This window comes from Actinoplanes sp. NPDC048967, from assembly GCF_040649415.1.
Taxonomy (GTDB): Bacteria; Actinomycetota; Actinomycetes; order Mycobacteriales; family Micromonosporaceae; genus Actinoplanes.
Genome location: NZ_JBEZFL010000001.1, coordinates 1,314,180 through 1,336,008 on the forward strand (window position 1 = coordinate 1,314,180; position 21,829 = coordinate 1,336,008).

17 protein-coding genes are annotated in these 21,829 nt (G+C 70.5%); 6 read left to right on the top strand and 11 right to left on the bottom strand.

Annotated features, from left to right (window positions below):
- Positions 1-44: 44 nt before the first annotated feature.
- Complete coding sequence (locus AB0C12_RS06080; protein ID WP_360544669.1) at positions 45-983, bottom strand: PrsW family glutamic-type intramembrane protease; 939 nt, start codon at positions 981-983, stop codon at positions 45-47.
- A 115-nt stretch (positions 984-1,098) separates the two neighbouring features.
- Between AB0C12_RS06080 and AB0C12_RS06085 the strand changes: the two genes are divergently transcribed.
- Positions 1,099-4,101 carry a glycoside hydrolase family 2 TIM barrel-domain containing protein gene (locus AB0C12_RS06085; protein WP_360544671.1) on the top strand — a complete coding sequence of 1,001 codons (3,003 nt, stop codon included), beginning with the start codon at positions 1,099-1,101 and terminating at the stop codon, positions 4,099-4,101.
- Between the two features lie 201 nt (positions 4,102-4,302).
- On the opposite strand, the gene AB0C12_RS06090 is transcribed toward AB0C12_RS06085, so the two are convergent.
- From AB0C12_RS06090 to AB0C12_RS06110, 5 genes are all read right to left on the bottom strand, one after another.
- Complete coding sequence (locus AB0C12_RS06090) at positions 4,303-5,280, bottom strand: hypothetical protein (RefSeq protein WP_360544673.1); 978 nt, start codon at positions 5,278-5,280, stop codon at positions 4,303-4,305.
- Positions 5,277-6,785, bottom strand: a complete 1,509-nt coding sequence (locus AB0C12_RS06095) for a plastocyanin/azurin family copper-binding protein (RefSeq protein WP_360544675.1) — start codon at positions 6,783-6,785, stop codon at positions 5,277-5,279. The genes AB0C12_RS06090 and AB0C12_RS06095 overlap by 4 nt, the downstream gene beginning before the upstream one ends.
- Positions 6,782-10,693, bottom strand: coding sequence for a ThuA domain-containing protein (locus AB0C12_RS06100; protein WP_360544677.1), 3,912 nt, complete (start codon positions 10,691-10,693; stop codon positions 6,782-6,784). Before AB0C12_RS06100 ends, AB0C12_RS06095 begins: the two co-directional genes overlap by 4 nt.
- Positions 10,694-10,711: 18 nt before the next feature.
- A complete protein-coding gene (locus AB0C12_RS06105) occupies positions 10,712-11,710 on the bottom strand; it encodes a multicopper oxidase domain-containing protein (RefSeq protein ID WP_360544679.1) in 999 nt (332 codons plus the stop codon).
- 1,080 nt (positions 11,711-12,790) lie between these two features.
- A complete protein-coding gene (locus AB0C12_RS06110) occupies positions 12,791-12,988 on the bottom strand; it encodes a hypothetical protein (RefSeq protein ID WP_360544681.1) in 198 nt (65 codons plus the stop codon).
- A 104-nt stretch (positions 12,989-13,092) separates the two neighbouring features.
- On the opposite strand from AB0C12_RS06110, the gene AB0C12_RS06115 reads away from it, so the two are divergent.
- The 3 genes from AB0C12_RS06115 to katG all read left to right on the top strand — a co-directional run bounded on the left by AB0C12_RS06115 (position 13,093) and on the right by katG (position 17,120).
- Positions 13,093-14,313 (top strand): hypothetical protein, encoded by a 1,221-nt coding sequence (locus AB0C12_RS06115; protein ID WP_360544683.1) that lies wholly within the window; start codon positions 13,093-13,095, stop codon positions 14,311-14,313.
- A 78-nt stretch (positions 14,314-14,391) separates the two neighbouring features.
- On the top strand, positions 14,392-14,847 hold the full coding sequence (locus AB0C12_RS06120; RefSeq protein ID WP_360544685.1) for a Fur family transcriptional regulator: 456 nt from the start codon (positions 14,392-14,394) through the stop codon (positions 14,845-14,847).
- Complete coding sequence (katG, locus tag AB0C12_RS06125) at positions 14,844-17,120, top strand: catalase/peroxidase HPI (protein WP_360544687.1); 2,277 nt, start codon at positions 14,844-14,846, stop codon at positions 17,118-17,120. Before AB0C12_RS06120 ends, katG begins: the two co-directional genes overlap by 4 nt.
- A gap of 53 nt (positions 17,121-17,173) precedes the next feature.
- Here the strand turns inward: katG and AB0C12_RS06130 are convergent, their stop codons facing one another.
- Genes AB0C12_RS06130 through AB0C12_RS06140 form a run of 3 tightly spaced genes read right to left on the bottom strand, consistent with a single transcriptional unit; the run spans position 17,174 to position 19,089 of the window.
- Positions 17,174-17,572 carry a contact-dependent growth inhibition system immunity protein gene (locus AB0C12_RS06130; RefSeq protein WP_360544689.1) on the bottom strand — a complete coding sequence of 133 codons (399 nt, stop codon included), beginning with the start codon at positions 17,570-17,572 and terminating at the stop codon, positions 17,174-17,176.
- Between the two features lie 34 nt (positions 17,573-17,606).
- Positions 17,607-18,779: a putative T7SS-secreted protein gene (locus AB0C12_RS06135; RefSeq protein WP_360544691.1), complete on the bottom strand. Its 1,173-nt coding sequence runs from the start codon at positions 18,777-18,779 to the stop codon at positions 17,607-17,609.
- Positions 18,772-19,089: a hypothetical protein gene (locus AB0C12_RS06140; RefSeq protein WP_360544693.1), complete on the bottom strand. Its 318-nt coding sequence runs from the start codon at positions 19,087-19,089 to the stop codon at positions 18,772-18,774. Before AB0C12_RS06140 ends, AB0C12_RS06135 begins: the two co-directional genes overlap by 8 nt.
- Positions 19,090-19,173: 84 nt before the next feature.
- On the opposite strand from AB0C12_RS06140, the gene AB0C12_RS06145 reads away from it, so the two are divergent.
- Positions 19,174-19,866 (top strand): NUDIX domain-containing protein, encoded by a 693-nt coding sequence (locus AB0C12_RS06145; protein ID WP_360544695.1) that lies wholly within the window; start codon positions 19,174-19,176, stop codon positions 19,864-19,866.
- A gap of 60 nt (positions 19,867-19,926) precedes the next feature.
- Here the strand turns inward: AB0C12_RS06145 and AB0C12_RS06150 are convergent, their stop codons facing one another.
- Entirely contained in the window at positions 19,927-20,079 is a 153-nt protein-coding gene (locus AB0C12_RS06150) for a hypothetical protein (protein WP_360544697.1), read from the bottom strand.
- 318 nt (positions 20,080-20,397) lie between these two features.
- On the opposite strand from AB0C12_RS06150, the gene AB0C12_RS06155 reads away from it, so the two are divergent.
- Positions 20,398-21,162, top strand: coding sequence for a hypothetical protein (locus tag AB0C12_RS06155; RefSeq protein ID WP_360544699.1), 765 nt, complete (start codon positions 20,398-20,400; stop codon positions 21,160-21,162).
- Here the strand turns inward: AB0C12_RS06155 and AB0C12_RS06160 are convergent.
- A complete protein-coding gene (locus AB0C12_RS06160; RefSeq protein ID WP_360544701.1) occupies positions 21,152-21,721 on the bottom strand; it encodes a hypothetical protein in 570 nt (189 codons plus the stop codon). The two genes, AB0C12_RS06155 and AB0C12_RS06160, sit on opposite strands and share 11 nt — an antisense overlap.
- Between the last annotated feature and the right edge of the window lie 108 nt (positions 21,722-21,829).

Here is a 21,829-nt window from a genome sequence, read left to right on the forward strand (position 1 = left end):
TCGGCGATCACGTCGATCATCGCGCGCCGTCATGGCAGGCCCGGTCACCGATGGGCCGGGATCTTCCACAGCACGGCCCGGGCTTCCTGGTCGGCGTGCCGCCGGACGGCGAGCAGCCAGCCGATCCCGACCAGCGACACGACGACCAGGCCACCCCAGGACAGCACGGTGAAGAGATGCGCCTGGCCGGCGGTCGGCTGCGGCTGATAGCCGCGGTCCAGCAGCGAGAACTGGTACGGCGTGCCGGTCAGCACCAGCGTCAGCAGCAGGGCGATGCTGTGCATGCTGTCCCAGAGCGCGTGCAGGGCGGAGACTCCGAGGTACGCCAGCAGCAGCCGCCAGGTCAGCGCGAAATGTTCCCGGCCGCTCGCGGAGAACAGCACGCCGCCGAGGATGGCTGTCCACAGGCCGTGGCCGACGGGAGCGAGCAGCCCGCGCAGCAGCTCGGTCTGGACCAGCTGCATCAGCGACAGCCCCTGCTCGGTGAACAGGGCGGTGAAGGCGTAGCCGGCCGATTCGAAGGCGGCGAAGCCGAACCCGACGGAAGCGCCCAGGATCAGCCCGTCAGCGGCGTACTTGTGCTGGAGCCGGCGGGTCAGGACGGCCAGGACGGTGAGCTTCGCGGCCTCCTCGATCAGGCCCACGCCGAGGAACAGGCCCGGTGAGGGGTGCAGCAGGTAGGACTCCAGCAGCGAGGCCGCCAGCACCCCGAGCACCCCGCCCGTGACGAACGTGGTGAACAGCAGCTCGGCGGTGACCTCACCGCTGTGCCGGCGGCCGAAGGCCCAGACCACGAAGGACACCGGTACGAGGAAGCTGCCCAGCAGGACCAGGGTCGGGATCAGATTGGGGTTGCCCGTCACGAAGGTGACCGCGACCGTGAGGATCCACAGCACCAGGCCGGTGAGGAACACCCGCAGCCAGGTCCGGCGGCGTCTCGGGGCCGGGTGAGCGGCCTGCTCGGCCGCACTGACGTCGTACATGGTCGTCTCCTCGGTTTCGGCTCGGCCCGCCGCATACCCACGCCGGCCCGGATCTACGCTGGTGCCCATGGGCGAGTCGGCGGAGTCGCGATGGTTCCCACCAGCTGAGCGGCCGATGACCGACCGGTATCACGAGGACCTGCGACCCGGGGAAGGGCTGTGCCCGCCCCGGGCCGACGTCGGCTCGGACGCCGCGACGCTGTCCCTGGACGGCCCTTGGCGCTTCCACCTCGCCCCTACGGTCGACGCTGTCACCGGCGGCTTCGCCGATCCCGGCTTCGACGACCGGAGCTGGGACACCCTCGCCGTTCCAGCGCATTGGCAACTGCACGGGTACGGCGCACCGGCGTACACCAATGTCCGTTATCCGTTCCCGGTCGATCCGCCGCACGTGCCCGACGAGAACCCCACCGGCGAGTATCGCCGGGTCTTCGACCGGCCGGCCGGCTGGCCGGCCGGTCCCGCGGTGATCCGTTTCGAGGGCGTCGACTCCTGCTACAAGGTGTGGTTGAACGGCGAGGAGCTGGGGCACGCGAAGGGCAGCCGGCTGCCCGCGGAGTTCGCCGTCGGGGGCCTGCTGCGGCCGGGCCGCAACGTGCTGGCGGTACGGGTGCATCAGTGGTCCTCCGGCAGCTACCTCGAGGACCAGGACATGTGGTGGCTGTCCGGCATCTTCCGGACGGTCCGGCTGCTGGCCCGGCCCGAGGGCGGACTGGGCGACGTGTTCGTGCACGCCACCTATGACCATGTCACCGGGCAGGGCACAGTGTCGGTCGACACCGACGTCCCGGCCCGGCTGACGATCGCCGAGCTCGGCCTGGTCGACGTGGACGCGGCCGGCCCGCACGCCGTCGACCGGGTGGACCCGTGGTCGGCCGAGACGCCCCGGCTCTACACCGCGCGGCTCGAGACGGGAACGGAAGGTGCCGACATCCGGATCGGTTTCCGTACGGTGGCGCTGGCCGACGGCCGGTGGACGGTCAACGGGACTCCCGTGTCGCTGCGCGGCGTCAACCGGCACGAGTGGGATCCCGACGCCGGGCGGGCCGTACCGGTGGCGGTGATGCGCCAGGACCTGCTGATGATGAAGCAGCACAACCTCAACGCCGTACGCACCAGCCACTATCCGCCGGCGCCGGAGTTCCTGGAGCTCTGCGACGAACTGGGCCTGTGGGTCGTGGACGAGTGCGACCTCGAGACCCACGGGTTCGCCGTGACCGGCTGGCACGGCAATCCCAGCGACGACCCCCGCTGGGCGCCCTCCTTTGTGGACCGGGCGCGGCGGATGGTCGAACGCGACAAGAACCATCCCAGCGTCATCGCCTGGTCCCTGGGCAACGAGGCGGGCACGGGCCGCAACCTGGCGGCCATGGCCCACTGGATCCGCGACCGCGACCCGTCCCGCATGATCCACTACGAGGGCGACCGGGACAGCGGCTACACCGACTGCTACAGCCGCATGTACGCCTCGGTGGACGAGGTCGCCACGATCGGCCGCGGCGAGGAGCCACCGACCCGCGATCCGGCCGCCGACGCCCACCGCCGGTCGCTGCCGTTCATCCTCTGCGAGTACGCGCACGCCATGGGCAACGGTCCGGGCGGGCTGGCGGAGTATCAGCGGCTCTTCGACACGTATCCCCGATGTCAGGGTGGCTTCGTCTGGGAGTGGATCGACCACGGCATCCGGCAACCGGTACCGGGCGGCGAGGGGCACTATTTCGCGTACGGCGGCGACTTCGGTGAACCGCTGCACGACGGCAACTTCGTGGCGGACGGCCTGGTGTTCCCGGACCGCACCCCGTCACCGGGCCTGCTCGAGCTCAAGAAGGTCAGTGCACCGGTCAGGCTGTCCGTCGATCCGGCCCTGGCTGAGGTTCAGGTCACCAACAAGTACGACTTCCGTGACACCTCACACCTGGCCTACGACTGGACGGTGCAGGAGCAGGGCGTCACCCTGACCGAGGGCAGACTCACCGTGCCGGTCGCCGCGGCCGGCGCTCAGGTCACCGGCCGTCTGCCGGAGCTGCCCGCCGCCGGCGCGGACACCTGGCTGACGGTCCGGGCCCGGCTGGCCCAGGACGAGCCGTGGGCCCCGATGGGCCACGAGATCGCCTGGACCCAGGTGCGGCTCCCGGCCCGCGCGCAGCCCGCCCCCGGAAAGATCAGGCATCCGGTGCGGACCGACGACAGCGGACGGGTACTGGTCGGCGCCGCCCGATTCGACCCGCGTACCGGTCTGCTGCTGAGCCTCGACGGCCACGTTCCGGGACAGGATGGTCGAGCTCAACCCGGAGATCACCCGGACCTGCTGGTGACCGGCCCCCGGCTGGACCTGTGGCGCGCGCCGACGGACAACGACGCCCCACCCCGCGACGTCCGCGACGCGGTGGCGAGCGACTGGCGCAGGATCGGCCTGGACCGCCTGCAGCACCGCGTCATCGACCTCGGCGCGGACGGCGACACCTTCGTGGTCCGCACCCGCGTCGCCCCGGCGGCCACCGACCTGGGGATCCTCGCCACGTACTGCTGGACGGCCGCGGACGACGGCGTGACGCTGTCGGTTGCCACCGAGCCGATCGGAGCCTGGAGCGGCGTACTGCCCCGGCTGGGTCTGCACCTGGCCGTCCCGGCGGACCTGGACGTGGTGGAGTGGCTCGGCGACGGCCCGGGCGAGGCGTACGCCGACAGCCGGCAGGCGGTGCGGTTCGGCCGGTACCGCCTGCGGGTGGACGAGATGCAGACGCCGTACGTCCACCCTCAGGAGAACGGCAACCGCACCGGCGTGCGCTGGGCCCGCATCACCGCACCGGACGGCACAGGTCTGGAGATGACCGGCCGCCCGACGTTCGAGCTGACGGCGCGGCGCTGGACGAGCGCGGACCTGGCCGCGGCCCGGCACCCGTACGAGCTGAAGCCGTCCGACCGGGTGCACCTCAATGTTGACCTCGGCCAGAACGGGCTCGGGTCTGCCTCATGCGGGCCGGGTGTACTGCCGCAGTACCAGTTGGCGGCCGACCGGGCCTATACGTTCGAGGTGGAATTCCGCCGGCTCGGCCCGACGGCTCCGGCTCCGGCTCCGGCTCCGGCTCCGGCTCCGGCTCCGGCTCCGGGAGATTGACGGCATCGACGGGCGCGAGCCTCCGCGGACCTGATGTCTCCGTCCTGACGGGGGCGGAGGGCGGCTCGACCGAAGACCTGGTCCGCGACGAGCATCTGGACCCCCACGGCTACGGGCCGCTCGGCTAACGACCGGGCAAATGTGCGTCCAGTCGAACGGAGGCCGGCCCGGGGATCGCCTGATCCCCGGGCCACCTGCCGATCAGAGTCCGGCGTCTCCCGCCGCGTCCGCTTCCTGGACCGCTGAGGATGTCCGCGCCGCGGCGCGCTCCTCGCCCTTCGCCTCGCGCTCCGGCAAGCTGCGCTTGGCCGACACCCGAGCCGCCGCCGACCCCTGCTCCCCCGCGACGCCGCCGCGGATGCGGTTGTTCGCCGCCACCTTGGCCGCCGGCGTGTTGGATGTTGTCGTCAGCTTGCCGTCGATGATGTTGTCGTCAACATTCACCCCGCCGGTGGTGTTGCTGATGCTCACGTCACGACCCCAGTACCCACCTGATGCGCACCCGTCCAAGGTGCCGTTCGGGCCCAGCTGGACGCCGCCGAGGTTGCCCGCGAACGTGGCCCGGCCGCGGACCGCGCTGCCGCAGACCACGCTTCCGGTCGCGCTGTTGAGGACCGACAGCGTGCCGTCGACGAATGAGTCGTGCACGTCGGTGTAGTAGCTGCCCGTCGTGCTCACGTTGCCGGTCACGTCCGTGTTCCGGTCGAGCCGGATCTCACCCGCGCTTGCGGTCACCGTGCCGTCGACGGCCGCGTTCTCCACGAACAGGAAGCTGTCGTTCGTGGCGGATCCCTTGGGCCGTACCGTGATCGAGCCGGTTCCGGTGTCCTTGAGGAACACGCCGTAGCCGCCGGACGCCAGCTCGATGCCGCCGCCGATGGCGGTCGTGCCGGCGTCCAGATAGCCGTCCGCGGCGACCTGGATCTCGCCGCTGATGCGGCCGCCGGTCACGACGAGGTTGGCGCCCGCGGCCACGCTGACGTTGCCGGTGATGGTCGTGCCGGTCAGCGCACACGACTTACCGGCCGGCACCAGCAGGTCGTTCGGCACGGTCACCGCGCCGCCGGTGCCGACGCAGTGGGTGACCAGGTCGGCGCTGGCGCTGGTGGGGGCGATCGTCAGCGCCGCGGCGGTGACGACGGCAGTGACGGTGGCCAGCTTCGCGGCGGTACGTCTCATCGCTGTACTCCCTTGACGACGTCGGAGCGGGCCGCGGCCCGCACGATGGTTCCCTGCTGGCGGGCCGTGAGCCGGCCCGCGGCGACCAGCGGCGCCGTGACCGCTTCGACGTGCCGGACGAAGGCGGCGTGGGTCGGATAGCCGGCGTGTTCGGCGATCAGGTCGTTGATCGTGCAGCCGTTGCCGGTGTCGGCGTTGGCGATGCCGGTGTCCTGATCCCCGATGATCACCGTGGCGCGGGTGTCCGGGACCGGGCAGTCGCCGGTCGTCGGCGGCACGACCGTGAAGGTCACCGACTTCTCCGCCGCGGCGTTCCCGGCTGCGTCGGTGGCCCGGTAGCGCAGGGTGTGCGCGCCCGGTGCCCGGACGGCGACCGCTGACGTGTACGCCGTCCAGGCGCCCGAGTCGAGCGCGTACTCGATCGAGGCGACCCCCGATCCGGCATCCGAGGCCGTGACCGTCACGACCGCGCTGCCGTCCGCCTCGGTACGCACCGCCGCCGAAGTCACCGGCGCCGTGGTGTCAGGAACCGGCGCGGCGACCACGGTGAAACTGGCCATCTGCTCGGCCGTGGTGTTGCCGGCGGCGTCCGTGGCCCGGAAGTGCACCATGTGCGACCCGACCGTGTCGACCACGACCGGCGCCGTGTACGCCGCGAACGCACCACCGTCCACGTTGTACTCGATCGTCTTCACCCCCGACTCCGCGTCGGTGGCCGTGATGGTGACGGTGGCCTTGCCGACGTACTGTCCGGCGGTGTTCCGGTCGCCGGTGACCTGAGAGGTGACCACCGGTGGAGTCGTGTCCTCCCCCGGCCCCGGCTCGACCACCGTGAAGGAGACCGAGCCGGCCGCCGAGGCGTTGCCCGCCTTGTCGGTGGCCCGGAACTGCACCGAGTGGTCACCGATGGCGGTGACCGTCACCGGAGCCGAGTACGGCGTCCAACTCGTGTCGTCGACCTGATATTCGACCGTGTCGACGCCCGAACCCGCGTCGGAGGCGGAGACCGTCACCGTCGCACTGCCCAGGTAGTCACCGGCGGCGTTTCGCTCTCCCGAGACCTGCGCGGAGACAGTGGGCGCTGTGGTGTCCCCGCCTCCACCGCCATCGGTGACGACCAGCTCGCCGACCATCGAGCTGTGCCCCGGGATCGAGCAGAAGTAGCGGTACTTGCCCGGGGTCAGGGTGACGGTCGCCTGGTGCCGGCCGTTGTTCGTGTCGAACGGGCTCGCCAGGATGTTCAGGTTCACATCATGGTTGTAACCCTCACTGGTGGTGTCGAAGGTGAGCGTGTGCGGCATGCCGGTGGTGTTGCCGGTAGCCGCGCTGTTCTCGAACACGATCGTCGTCGCCCCCGCGGTGGCCGAGGCGGGCGTCGACTTGTAGCGGGTGATGTCGTCATCAGCCGTCCAGGTCAGGGTTCCCGCGGCGGCGGCCGGAGAGACCGCCACCGGGGACACCACGAGCAGGAGGCCGAGCAGCGCCACCTTGAAGAAGCGGATCATAGGGGCCTCACCCGGATGTTCTGGAAGTCCATCAGGTCGGTGTCGCTGTGGTTCTGCAGCCCGATGAAGCCGCTGGTGAACTGCCGCAGATCGGTCGGCGGATCACCGGCGCGGGAGGACTGCTTGCCGGGCGTGTTGTCGAACTCGTTGATGACCACGCCGTTGCGCAGGATCGTGTAGTGCTGGCCCACGACCCGCACCTCGTAGGTGTTCCAGACGTTCTTCGCGGTGACCCGGGCGTCGGCGAGCGTCACCGGGTCGAAGTTGTAGATCGAGCCGGTCTTCTGCGGTTCGCCGGTGTCGCCGTCGTACAGCTGGATCTCGTGCCCGCAGTAGATGGCCACCCACGCCTGCGACGTCCGGGCCGAGCCCGTGGTGCCGCAGCTGCCCGGCGGGCGTTCATCGAGCGGGATGCGCGGGTCCGGGAACCGGGTGAAGACGCCGCTGTTGGCACGGGCCGTACCCGGGGCCACGTCCCGGAACTGGAGTTTGAGGGAGAAGTCGCCGAACGGCTTGGTGTACCAGAGCATCCCGAGCCCGCCGCTGGACCGCAGAGAGCCGTCCGGCTGGATCGTGAACTGCCCGGCGGGTGCCTGTTCCCAGCCGAGCAGCGACTGGGCCGTGCCGTCGTACAGCGGTTCGTAGCCCTTGTGCCCGGGCCGGCCGACAGCCGATCCGGCTGCCGCGCGAGTCAGGGCGCCGGCTTCGCGGCTGGTGAGATCGAGGGTACGGGTGACCGCGGTGACATGCCGCACGAAGCTGTCGTGGTCCGCCCAGTTGCTCTCGTCGTCGATGAGATCGTTGATGGTGCAGCCTTCGCCGACCGTCCTGTTCGGAACCACGGTGTCGGTCTCGTCCACCCACACTGTGGTGCGGGCGTCCGGCGTCGCACAGCCGACCGTCACGGCGACCTGCGTCGTCGCTGTCTCGCCACCCGCGTAGGTCACCGTCAGTTTGGCGGTGTACTTGCCGACCTTGGCGTAGGTGTGACGCGGGTTGGCCTCGGTCGAGGTGCCGCCGTCGCCGAACTCCCAGCGGTACGACAGTCCGCCGGACCGGGACCCCGAGAACGCGACGGTCAGCGGCTTGTTCTGGACGGCGACCGAGGACGCGGTGGGTGCCGGGGTCGGCGCACCGCCCTGATAGGTGATCCTGATCAGCTTCTGGTTGGCATGAAGGCTGAAGAAGCCGCCGCCGTAGTCCAGCAGATACAGCGCACCGTCCGGGCCGAACTTGGCGTCCATCCAGCTCTGCAGCCGGGCGTCGCCGTTGCCACTCGGGATGATGGCCCGCAGCGACTCACCGAAGACCGGCGGTGCCTGCCGCGGAACCCCGGCCGGGTCGACGGTGACCGCGACCCGGTTCGCGGCGTTCGACTGGTCGCCGATGAACCACTTGTCGTCCCAGTACTGCGGCCAGGCGACACCGCTGGCGGTGTCCACCAGGTCGCGGTGGTACGTCGGACCCGACATGATCGCCTGACCGCCACCGCGCAGGTACGGCTGGGTGTAGGTCGCGTCGGCCTTGACGTAGGTGGGGATGCCGCTGCCGTCGGCCCGGGGCGGGAAGACCGGTCCGCCGCCGTCGGGCGCGTACCAGATCATGTTGTCGCGGGCCGGCGGGATGTCGACCAGGCCGGTGTTGCGCGGCGACTCGTTCTTGAGGTTGTCGCAGTCGTACCAGCCGGTCAGAACGGTGGCGTCGGTGCTGCTGCGGTCCCGGTACGGCTGCTTGTCGCCCATGCAGTACGGCCAGCCCTGGTTGCCCGCCGAGGTGATGATCGTGGCGGTCTCGTACTTGGCCGGGCCCAGCGTCGGGCTCGGCGAGGCGGCGTCGGGGCCGACCCAGCCGGCGGTCAGCCACTGGCGTTCCGGGTCGATCGCGAGCCGGGCGATGTTGCGCACGCCCATCACGTAGATCTCCGGGCGGGCCTTGTCGGTGCCGGGCGGGAACAGATTTCCGGCCGGGATCGTGTACGTGCCGTCGGCCTCCGGGTGGATCCGGATGATCTTGCCGGCCAGGTCGTTGGTGTTGCCCGAGGTCCGGCGGGCGTCCTGGAACGAGACGCCCTGGTACTCGGCGGTCCAGTTGTTGCCGGAGTAGCCGCTCGAGCCCTCCGACGAGTTGTTGTCGCCCGATCCGACGTACAGGTTGCCCTGCTTGTCGAAAGCCATGCCGCCGCCGGCGTGGCAACAGCTGTGGATCTGCACCGGGAATTTCAGCAGGTCCTTGCGGCTCGCCTGATCGATGGTCCGGGTCGCCTTGTCGTAGGTGAGCCGCGAGATGGTCCGCTGGCCGATCCGCTTCTCCCGGTCGATGGAGTCGTGCGGCATCCAGTAGACGTAGAGCCAGCCGTTGGTCGCGAACGCCGGGTCGGGCACGATGCCGAGCAGGCCCTCCTCGTTCTTGACCAGTTCGGAGCCGCTGCCCCGGTTGCCCATCACCGGCAACGTGGTCAACAGCTTGACCTGCTTGGTCTTCGGGTCGTACGCGTGGATGGTGCCGCAGCCGAGGCCGACCTTGGGATCCGCCCAGTCCACGACCGGTCCGCTCGGGCAGGCGGCCTTGCCGACGTAGAAGACGGTGCCGTCGTCGGCGATGGTAAGCCCGTGCGGCTCGCCGATCTGGTCCAGCTCGCCGGTCTTGTTGGCCGCGGTGAGCCGTTCGACCTTGTAGTTGGCGGCGATGGTGGCCTGGCAGTCACCGCGTTCGACGCCGGTGGTCCAGCGCAGTGCGCCGGCGAGGTGCGTGCGGAAAGCGGCTTCGCCGTAGCTGCCCTCGGTGTGACCCATGCCGGTGTAGAAGGACCGGCCGCCGTCGTAGTCGCGGCACCACGAGACCGGGTGGAACGGCCCGTTGGCGCTCGGTCCGGGGTCGTAGAAGCGTTCCTCGACCTGCGCGACCGTGTGCACGGCGCCGACCGGGTTCGGATCCCAGTTGTACCAGCGATCGGCGCGCTTGACCGTCGTCGGCAGGCTCTTCGTCGCCGGGTGCTGCCGGTCGAGGATGTCCACGACCGCTTCGTTGACGCCCGGCGGCTGCGGCGCTGTCGTCGCGCCGGTGAACAGCCGCAGCTCGGCCAGCTGGATCAGCGGTTCGCCGCCGTTGGCGGTGATGTTCAGGCGGTAGTGCTTGTACTCGGCCGCGCCGGTGACCTCGAACCTGCGCATGACGAAACGGTCCGGGAAGGTCTGCCCGGAACGTTTGTCCACATCGGACCAGGTGGTGCCGTCGGCCGAGCCCTGCAGGGTCCAGTCCTTCGGGTCCCGGCCGACGAAGTCGTTGGCGGAGGTGAGCGAGTATCCGGTGACCGCGGTGGGCTTGTTCAGCTCGTACGCGACCCAGGCGGTTGGTGTCCGCACCAGCCACTTCGTGTTCGCGTCACCATCAATCAGCTTTTCCTTGGTCTCGTTGGGCGCGTTCTCCCCGCTCGCGGTCACCTTGGCGACCGGCTCGGGCACCGGGACACTGCCGGCGGGCCGGGTGCCGATCAGCCCGGTGAACCAGGCCGAGTCCAGCTGAGCACTCGCCGCGTCGGCGATGCCCACGAAACCGTTGCCCGCCTTCACATAGCTCTGCAGCGCGTCCTCCTGCGGCCGGCTGAGCGCGGCACCGGCGGCCGACAGGAACACGACCGCGCGGTACCGGGCGAGCGTGGCGGGCGTGAACGTCGCCGGGTCGGTGGTCTCGGTGACCGCGATACCGTCCGCCTGCCCGAGCTCCTTGATCGCCTGGGCCGCGCGGGCCACCGGATCCTGCTGCTCCGCGACCGGCCCGTGAAAGACCAGCACTTCCACGGCCACGGCATTTTCCCGTACGGCCGGAGCGGCGTGCGCGACCGCAGCCGACCCGCCCACCATGAGCACGGCCACAGCCAGTGCCCTCCGCAGGAGTAGTCCTCGTCTCATCCCAAGCCCCCTTGCTCGTCAGCCGTGCTGCGCTGTGTGGACGTGACCCTGAAAACGGTGGATGGCCTCCTCGGCACCGGGCGGCATGCTGCCGTCGGCGTTACGGACCAGGAAGATCCCGGCCATCCCGCCGTCGGAGTGGAACTGCACGTGGCAGTGGTACATCCAGGCGCCGGGCCCGACGCCCTCGCCCGCCAGCACCTGGAAACCGAAGGAACTGCCCGGGTTGAGGTCCTTGTTGTCGATGACCTGAGCCGGATCAGCGGGACCTTCGAGCATGCCGGTGCGGTTGTCGGCCCAGCGGTGCGCGTGCAGGTGGAACGTGTGGAACGTGCCGCCGTGGCCGATCGCCAGCCACTCGACGCGCTGCCCGAGATTCGCCTCGAACATCGGCGTGTCCGGCGCCATCCGGTTGTTGATCATCATGTCGTTGAAGACGACGGTGAACTGCTTCTCAGGCAGGATGTCGCCGCGGCGCCGCACGATCAGAGCGCCGTACAGTCCCTTGGCGACTCCGCCGGTGCCGTGATCGGTGCCCATCGCATGGTCGTGGTAGTGCCAGTAGCCGGCGCTGCCGGGCATGAACCGGCGCCCCTCGGCGGCGAACATCTCCCGCGACCGCCACACGTAAGTGCGGGTCTCCCCCGGCTTGTTGAAGGAATCATTGAGCGGGCTACCGTCGGAATCGGTGCTGTAGTCGACGCCGTGAGGGTGGATGGAGAGCCGTTGGTTGGTCGTGTTGACCAGGGTGATCTCGAGGGTGTCGCCCTCCCACATCTCCAGCACCGGACCCGGCACGGTGGCCTTGCCGGGGGCCAGCCCGTAGCCGAAGAGCCCACCCGGCAACGCCTCGGCGTAGATGGTGATCTTGCGGGTAGCACCGGCCGCGGCCCGCGCCGGTTCAGCGCGCAGTGCAGCCGCACCACCGGCAGCTGAGGTCAACCCCAAGGCGCCACCGACGACCAGCGAACGCCGTGAGACGTTCTTCCGAGGCCAGCTGACAACGTTGTCTTCCATGCGTCTCGCCCACCTGTTCGCAACCGGTCACGGGGTGCAGAAGATCGAGGGATGTCCACGGTGGGGCCGCGCTTTCCGCATCGACCGCCACAACTTTCGTCGGATGACAGCAATCTATGTTTGCCATCGACGAAAGTAAAGATTACAAACCAAAAAGTCCGAATCCTGCGGGGGTCGGCGTCACCCCGCCGAAATGCCGCTGAAATCGTCGGCGGTGCGCATCTCCGCAGCTGGATACGGGGTTCGAGCATGATCGACACGCCCGGAAATCCAGAGCTGCGCCTGGCGTGACAGATCTTGGCAGCTCACCACCGGGGACGACCGGCGGGGGCACCTGCTGGCGGGAATGTCGGCATCGGACCGTGAGCGACCGGCCGGCACCGCAGCCGAACGGGAGGCAGTGACTTAGGCGCGAACCCGGCGCGATACCGGCGGCTGGTGCCAGGGCACGGCCGCAGCAGCGTTCCTGCGGCCAGGAACCCCTCGCGAGGCAACCGACCGGATCGCGCGGCGTAGTGCCAGCCGGCGCGGCAGACGACCGAGGCGCGCGCGGAGGCGCCCCGGCCACGCGAGCGCGCGGAAACGTCCCGGCCATACGAGCAAGCGAATCCGTCCCGGCCGCGCGAGCGCGCGAACACGCCCCCGCCGCGCAAGCACACGAACACGCCCCAACTACGCAAGCACGTCCCGACCACACAGGCACGTCCCCGCCGCGCAAGCACACGAACACGTCCCGGCCGCGCGAGCACACGAACACGTCCCGGCCACACAAGCACACGAGGACGCGAATGCAACCAGCTGTCCGAGCCGGGCCGTAACGCTCGAAGCGACCTACCCGGTCGCGACACCCGGCGGAGTGACCTCACCAGTGCCCACGATGATCGTCATCACCGCTGCGCCGCCAACAGCCGAGGAAGCCGTCCAGTGCGGCGAACTCAGTTGTACCGTCCCGCTCGAAGACGCCCAGGCGGCGCCGCACCAAGCGCCTTTCCGGCCCTGGCACGGGAGACGATCGTCGCGATTGAAGACGCCGGCAACCGCTGCGCCGGCCGCGCTCCGGCAGTGGATGGGCGGCGACTCTCAGCTGTTGCGGACTCGGTTGTCCAACGGCGCGGGCTGGCTGGCCCACCACTCCTCCGGCACCTCGGCGTACAGCTCAGCAGCGACCGCCCGCAGGTGCGTCTCGATCGGCTGTCCCTTGTGCGCGTCGGCGAGGCCGCTCAGGCGTACCTGCCATTGCGCGATCTTCTCCACGTTCACGCTCACCTGATAGTCCATAGGTTCACCTTAGGACGCGGTCCGCGTACCCATGGCGGTTCCGCGGACGGGCACCCGTCCGGGTACCCCTCGCCGGTGTCCGCGGACTGATAGCGTCGCCGGACATGAATCGCCGTGGATTTCTGACCGTCGCCGCCGGCGTGCCCCTTGCCGCCGCCGGCGTCGTCACCTCACCGGCATTCGCCGCTGCCGCGCCCACCGTCAGCACTGCCACGCCGGCCGCCGATCCCGCCTTCGGCACCGCCACGCCGGCCGCCGATCCGACCTTCGGCACTGCCGCGGGGGCGGCCTCGGGCGCCGCCCCGATGCGCGGCCGCGTCACCGGTCTGCTGGTCCGCGATCCGGTGCTGGTCCGCGACGCGAGCGCGGCCCGCCTGCGTGGCTTCGTCCAGCCGCTCACCTGGGCCGAGGCCCAGCCCGAACCCGGCGGCGATCTGAGCAGCCCGGCGTTGGCGAAACTCCAGGCCGCGGCCGACCTTGCCCGGCAGCGCGGCTACTCCCGGCTCAAGCTGCGCCTGCTCGCCGGTTGGCAGTCGCCCGGCTGGGCGCTCGCGCTCGGCGGTGGGCCGATGTGCAAGTGGGAGGATCCCGACGCGGTCGAGCCTGACCTGTACGACGTACCGGTGTGGTGGGCGGAGGATTTCCTGGCCGCGTACAGCGCTTTCCTGCCCGGGCTGGCCGCCGCGCTGGAGGACGAGCCGCTCTGGGGTGAGGTGACCGTTTCCGGGACGTGCACCGTCTTCGCCGAGCCGTGCGTCAAGCAGCTCGGGGTGGCGGCCAACCGGAAGCAGGCGCTCGACCGGGGGTACACCGCCGCGGCCGACCGGGCGGCGCTGGAGACGGTGATCGCCGTCCACCACGACACCTTCTCCCCCATGGGCATCACTTCCTCGGTGGCGTACAACCCTTGGCAGTTCATCGCCGCGAGCGGGCGGATGGAGACCGACCCCGCCGTCACCGTGCAGCTCATGGACTACCAGCGGACCACGATGGGGGCGTTCGGGGTCTGGGAGAACAACTCGTTGATCGCCCGCCGGACCGGTGGCGTGCTCGAGCAGACCCGCCCCGACTACCAGGGCATGTACGACCACATGATCTCCGGCGCCGCGGCGGGGCATCCGATCCAGTTCCAGACCGGCACCCTCGCCAAGATCCAGGCGGCCGGTGGCACTGCCGAGGCCACGGCGTCCTGGGTCGCCGAGCACGGCGGCATCTCCGTCGAGCTGCCGCGCGGCTGGGAGCAGGACACCGACGCCATCGGCGTGAACCGTGCCGACCAGCTCAACCGGCAGCTGGCGGTGAACGCCGCCGCCACGCTGAGCTGACCGCGCATACTTGAACCCGCCACGCTGGGCTGACCGCGTAAACTTGAACTATTCCAGAAAAGCCTCTACGTTGATCAGGTGACGCCCGACTTCGAGACTCAGCTGCGGGCGGTCTCGTTGCGGGTGACCCGGCCACGGCTGGCTGTGCTGGCCGCGCTGCGGGACCATCCGCACGTCGACACCGACACGGTGATCGCGCTGGTCCGGGCCGAGCATCCCGCGATCTCCCACCAGACGGTCTACGACGTGCTGCGCGCGTTCACCGAGACCGGCCTGATCCGGCGCATCCAGCCGGCCGGCGCGACGGCTCGCTACGAGTCCCGGGTGGGAGACAACCACCACCACGTCGTGTGCCGCTCCTGCGGCACCATCGCCGACGTCGAGTGCGCGGTCGGTCATGCCCCTTGTCTCACCGCCTCCGACGACCACGGCTTCGTGGTCGACGAGGCGGAGGTCGTCTACTGGGGCACCTGCCCCGACTGCGCGACCGAACGCCTTGCCCAAGGATCCGCCAGTTCGGAAGGAAACAGATGAGCGACACCCAGGACAACGCCCCGGCGAGCGCGCAGGGCGTGGACAAGATGGCGGCGGAAGGCTGCCCGGTCGCGCACGACTCGGTGACCGCGACCGGCAGTGAGAGCGAGAACCCGGCGATCGACTCGCCGACGCCGAAGACCGGCGGCCGGCCGCACACGATCCGGGACTGGTGGCCCAACCAGCTCGACCTGTCCGTGCTGCACGCCCACTCGTCCAAGGGCAACCCGCTCGGGGAGAACTTCAGCTACGCCCGGGAGTTCGCCAAGCTCGACGTCGACGCCCTCAAGCGCGACATCACCGAGGTGCTCACCACCTCGCAGGACTGGTGGCCGGCCGACTTCGGCCACTACGGCGGCCTGATGATCCGGATGAGCTGGCACGCCGCGGGCACGTACCGGATCCACGACGGCCGCGGCGGCGCCGGCGACGGCGGCCAGCGGTTCGCCCCGCTCAACAGCTGGCCCGACAACGCCAACCTCGACAAGGCCCGGCGCCTGCTGTGGCCGGTCAAGGCCAAGTACGGCCAGCAGATCTCCTGGGCCGACCTGCTCGTGCTGGCCGGCAACGTGGCCCTGGAGTCGATGGGCTTCAAGACCTTCGGTTTCGGCTTCGGCCGCCAGGACGTGTGGGAGCCCGAGGAGATCTTCTGGGGCCCCGAGGACACCTGGCTCGGCGACGAGCGGTACGTCTCCGACAACGAGATGGCCGAGGACGTCGGCGCGACCGAGATGGGCCTCATCTACGTCAACCCCGAGGGTCCCCGCGGCAGCGCGGACTTCCGGGCGGCGGCCCACTTCATCCGGGAGACCTTCGGCCGGATGGCGATGAACGACGAGGAGACCGTCGCGCTGATCGCCGGCGGTCACACCTTCGGCAAGACCCACGGCGCCGGCCCGGCCGACAACCACGTCGGCCCGGAGCCGGAGGGCGCCGACCTGGAGACGCAGGGCCTGGGCTGGCTGAGCACGTACGGCGCGGGCAAGGGCGCCGACACGATCACCAGCGGTCTCGAGGTGACCTGGACCGACCGCCCCACGCAGTGGAGCAACCGCTTCTTCGAGATCCTCTTCGGCTACGAGTGGGAGCTCACCACGAGCCCCGGCGGCGCCAAGCAGTGGGTCGCCAAGGACGCCGAGGAGATCATTCCGGACGCGTACGACCCGGCCCGCAAGCACAAGCCGACGATGCTCACCACCGACCTGTCGCTGCGTTTCGACCCGGCGTACGAGAAGATCTCGCGCCGTTTCCTGGAGAACCCGGACGAGTTCGCGCTGGCCTTCGCCAAGGCCTGGTACAAGCTGCTGCACCGCGACATGGGTCCGGTCAGCCGCTTCCTGGGCCCGTGGGTCGCCGAGCCGCAGCTGTGGCAGGACCCGGTGCCGGCCGTCGACCACGAGCTCGTCGGAGACGCCGACATCGCCGCCCTCAAGACGAAGGTGCTGGAGTCCGGCCTGACCACCGCCCAGCTCGTCTCCACCGCCTGGGCGTCGGCCGCGAGCTTCCGCTCCACCGACAAGCGCGGCGGCGCCAACGGGGCCCGGATCCGCCTCGAGCCGCAGCGCAACTGGGAGGTCAACCAGCCGGAGCAGCTCGCGACGGTGCTGGGCACCCTCGAGGGCATCCAGCAGGAGTTCAACAACGCGGGCGGCGCGAAGATCTCGCTGGCCGACCTGATCGTGCTGGCCGGCTCGGCCGCGGTCGAGAAGGCGGCGCGCGACGCCGGCGTCGAGATCACCGTGCCGTTCCACCCGGGCCGCACCGACGCGAGCCAGGACCAGACCGACGCCGACAGCTTCCGGGTCCTCGAGCCCCGCGCCGACGGCTTCCGCAACTACCTGCGCCCCGGCGAGAAGACCCAGCCCGAGGTCCTGCTCATCGACCGCGCCTACATGCTCGACCTGACGGCGCCCCAGATGACGGTCCTGATCGGCGGCCTGCGCTCCCTGGGCGCGAACGTCGGCGGGTCGCAGCACGGCGTCCTCACCGACCGGCCGGGCGTGCTGACCAACGACTTCTTCGCCAACCTGCTCTCCCCCGGCACCCGGTGGAAGACGTCGCAGTCGGACGAGAACGTGTACGAGATCCGCGACGTGACCACCGACGAGGTCAAGTGGACCGCCACCGCGGTCGACCTGGTCTTCGGCTCGAACTCGCAGCTGCGGGCGCTCGCCGAGGTCTACGCCAGCCAGGACGCCCGGGAGAAGTTCGTGACGGACTTCGTCGCGGCCTGGACCAAGGTCATGGAGCTGGACCGCTTCGACCTCGCCTGATCCCGCTACGACCGGAGAAGCCCGGCCGATCCGCTGCGATCGGCCGGGCTTTGTCATGCTTGAGATCGGAAGGCGACGACGTCCGCGCGGAGGTCGTCGTCGATGTCGTCCAGGTCCACCGTCGGCAGGAGAGCGCGGAGCCGGGCCAGTTCCTGCGGGCGCGCCGACCAGTGTTCGGCCGGCACCCGCAGGACTGCGGCGAGCAGGTCGCCCGGGTAGTAGGCGCCCTCCACCAGCGGGTCGTTCTGCAGCAGGTCCAACGCGCGGGACACCAGCACCGGCAGACCCACCCGCTGACCGATCAGCACGCGCAGATCCTCCGCGTCCAGGCTACCGACCGGCTGGCGGCGCAGACGGTGCACCGTCGAGATCAAGGTGCTGGCATCAGCCGGCGCATCGCCCCAGGCGCTGCCCTCGATCTGCTCGAGGGACAACTCTCGCGTGTCCGCCACAGGTGCTCCTTCGCCTTCGTCGGACCAATGCAGATCACGGGTTGATACGGGGAACATACTGCTCGGAGTGGTCCAGCAGGCGGCTGGCCTCCCCCAGCTCCGCCTGGGCATCGGCGCGTTCCGCTGCGGAGAGGTGCGGGTCACCGACCTCCCGCTTGAGCTGACGGATGCGGTTGACCAGACCGCGTTGCGCGTTGCGCACCTCGTCGACGTGATCCCACGGGGTCCCGTCCGGCTTACGCGCGACCACCTCGCCGTCCAACTCCCGCCGGGCGGCGTCGAGGTCCTTCTCGGTCAGGTGCTCCTTGATCCGGTCGGTCTTGCGGGGAGCCGACCGCGCCGGAGTGCTGCCCCGCATCGGGGACACCGCGTCCTCGGTCGCCGCGTGCTGGAGCAGTGACGCCCCCGCGGCGGTGGTGATGCTGACGCCGGCCACGATGCCGGCGGTCGAGACGATGTTGAGCGGGACGCCCGCCACCGCCCCCACGCCGGTCGCGTCGAGAGCCAGCCCGAGGCCGTCACCGCCGGCACTCACCATCGTCAGCCCGATCCCCGCTGCCGCGGCGGCCACCTCACCCGGATGGTGCAGCATCGCGTTGCCGACCGAGGCCAGCGAGTTGACGACATCGGCGCCGACATCGGTGAAGAAGTCCCCTACGTCGTCGAGCCAGCCGCTCTCCTCCGGCGCGGCGTTCGCCTCGGCGTTCAGGACGCGGGCCGCCGCACCGGCGGGCTCCGCCACCTGGCGTCGAGCGCCGCTGAGAGCATCATGCGCGGCCTGGCGGCCGGCATCCCCAGGATCAATGAACGGCGCAATGGCCTGGGCCGTCGTGGCCTGCGCTGCCACCTGGTCGTACGCCTGCCGGGCGCGTTGCGACGCAGTCTGCGCCGCGTGCCACATCCGAATCGCCTCCGCCGCCCGGCCCTGAGCCCATTCCAGGGTTGCCGCATACGTCGACAAGGCATCCGCCGCGGTCTGCAGGCAGTTCGCGGCGTCGTACCACTTGCTGGGCTCGTAGCTGAACTTGTCGCGGAACGCCTGCCCGGCTTTGCCCTCCCAAGCGCCGGTGTCGATGTCGATGAGGCCGTCACCGGCACGCTCGGCATTCTGCGCGCGCCGCCCCAGCGTTCCGGCATCGGCGCGCACTCCGCCGGGGTCGCCTGGAACGAGCGCCCGCGGATCGTCTGTCTCGCCGAGTTCAGCCATCGACGGCCCGCATTCCCGGGTCGGTCGTCAGCCGAGCGGCCGCCGCGTTGTCCACCGCCCGGTACGCCTTCGCGGCGCGGCCCAGAATGTCGCCGACCGTCCTCGCGTCCTCGGTGAGCAGGTCCAGCCCGTCGCTCCACCGGTCGCAGAAGTTGGTCAACGCACCGTGCAGGCCTTCGTCGCCGTAGATCTCGGCACCTCTACCGACATCCTCGAGCTGCGATCGTTTCTGCTCGTCGACAGTGCGGACGATGCCGTCCGACGCCCGCTCCAGCGCAGCGATGTCGACATGGAAACCAGGGCCGTCCACCAATACCTCCCCGCGTTCCCACCGAATGTATCGCCGGCCGCCAGGGCGGTTCATGTCAGAACAACATCAAGCTATGCTCGGCACGTGACCAATCGGGACCATGCGCAGCTGCGCATCGCCACGGACCTTGCCGTTCTCACCGTTCGTGAGGGCAGTCTGCAGGTGCTAGTCATCACCCGGGGCAACAAGCCCTTCGCCGGCCAACCCGCTCTCCCCGGCGGTTTCGTGCGCACCGGTGAGGACGTCGATGCCGCCGCTGTGCGGGAGCTCGGTGAGGAGACCGGCCTCGACGGCGGTCAGCTGCATCTTGAGCAGTTCGCCGTGTACGGCGACCCCGAGCGTGACCCCCGGGGCCGGGTCGTCAGCGTCGCGTACCTGGCGATCATGCCGGATCTGCCCATCCCGACCGCCGGGTCGGATGCCAGCAGCGCCGCCTGGATCCCGGTCGACAAGGTCCGGGGCAGTCTGGCCTTCGACCATGACCGCATCCTGGACGACGCCGTGGAGAATGCGCGCCGGCGGCTGGAGCTGACCACGCTGGCGACCAGGTTCTGTCCGGCCGAGTTCACCATCGGGGATCTCCGCTCGGTCTACGAGGTGGTCTGGGGTGAGCCGCTGGATCCGCGGAACTTCAGCCGCAAGGTGATCAACACCGAGGGGTTCGTCGAGCCCACCGACACCAAGCGGGTGCCGGCCACGGGCCGGCCGGCGGCGCTCTACCGGGCCGGGCCGGCCACCACGTTGAACCCGCCGATCATGCGCACCGGTTCCCGCTGAGCCGGGCGCACGGCGGTGCCGGCGTCCCGAGGGACGCCGGCACCTTGTGCTGGGCCGTGTTCAGCGGCAGATCTTCAGGACCCCGTCCCAGTTGGTGCCGGCCTGGCAGACCGGCTCGGCGGAGGCGGGGGCGGACGCGGCGGTGGCCGCGCCCAGGGCGAGGGCGGCTGCGGTGACGACGAGGGTCACAGCGCGGCGCAGGGTTGCGGGCATGGTGATTCCTTCCCGGAGCTTCATGGAGTCGTGATGACGGCGAGGGGACCCGGCGCTCGCGTTCTCCCGCGTTCGGACGACGCGGGATCCGGAGGCTGGCCGGCCTCCACGCGGCGCCCCGCGCGGCCGGTCCCCGGCGGGCCGGCTGGAACGCCGGCCTGCCCAGTGCGGCGGGTGGGCCCGGGCCGGTCGTCCGCCTCGGCCGTCGGCTCATCCGCCTTACTGTCAAACTCACAATAACTATGCCCGGGGTTTGTGTCAACAGGACACTAAGTCTGTTACGGTGGGTGTATCCCCCCGACACCCTGAGGTGATGGCATGATGTTTCGTGCGCTCGATCTGGTCCTGACGATCGCGGTGGCTGTAGCCGTCGGTGTGCTCGGCGCCCTGGATGTGGTCGGGCCCGCGGTCACCGGTGGTGCCACCCTCACCACCCTCGGACTGCTCGCGTTGAGCTCCCTGCACGGCCGCTCGACTCTGGGCGCTCTAGCGCGTTCGGTCACCGAGCTGGGCCGGACGATGAGCGACCGCGCCAGCGCCGATCGGCTGCTGGCCCCGTCCACCTCCGGTGTGGACCTGGACCTCGGCACGGCCGACGACATCCGCGCCGTGGGCGTCACCCTGGCCCGGACGATCCGCAACCACTACGCGGCCCTCCAGCAGCGGCTCGACGCCGGCGCCACCGTACGGATCGCCCTGATCGCGCCGGAGGCCGCGACCATCGCCGAGGCCGCCCGGCGCAGCACCATCGCCGACAGCCCGGCGATCTTCGAGCACCGGCTGCGGCCCACCCTCGACCTGCTCGAGGGCCTGGCCCAGTGCGCGGCGGCCGGACCGGGCCGGCTCCAGGTACGGCTGCTCGACTTCGTCCCGGCGTTCGGGCTGGTGGCGGTGGACGCGGAGACCCCGCACGGACAGGTACGCGTCGACATCTACTCACACCGCTGCGGCACGCAGGAGCCGACCCTGCCGCTGTACGCCGACCGCGACGCCCGCTGGTTCCGGCACTTCGTCGCCGAGTTCGACCGCGTGTGGGCCGTGGGCCGCCCGTACGAGGTGGCCGATGAGCAGCTCAGCCGATAGGCAGTCCGCCGCTGGCCGCAGCGAGCGCCGCCACCGCGCGCGACGGTCCCCGGCGGAGCTGACCCGACCGCAGCCGGCCACGGATGGCGGCCACGGCATCGCCCGCCGCGATCCAGGTCACCTCGGTGCCGGTGGCCGCGGGCAGGTCCAGGCGGCCGTCGAGGCTCGGGTGGACCACGACCACGGCGCTCACCCGGTGGCCCCGGGGTTGCAGGCGGCGCAGGCGGCGGACCGCGGCGAGCAGTGGCCGGGCCGACTGGCCGATGTAGACGTCCCCGCAGTACACCGCGCCGGCGGCGCTGGTCGCGTACGAGCCGGGTGGCCAGGCGACCGCGTCCACGAGCACGACGCGGGAGCCGGCGCTGAGCGCGTACGGCAGCGGCGGGTCGCCGTTGAGCCGAACGCCCTGGTAGAGCCGGACGCCGGGCAGCCGCAGCAGACCGGTCAGCAGCTCACCGGTCCGCCGCGCCACCTCGTACGCCGATGTCCCGATCGGGCGCAACGGGCGTCGTTCCGTGTCCACGATCCGGGCCAGGCCGCCGTGACGGTCATCGATCATCTGTGGTCACCTCAACACTGTCCGTCATCCGACGATGACGTGGCGCAATTCATCCACGACCGGCTACCGAAGTGCTTCCGAATGACTACCCGGACTTCGCGGTAATCC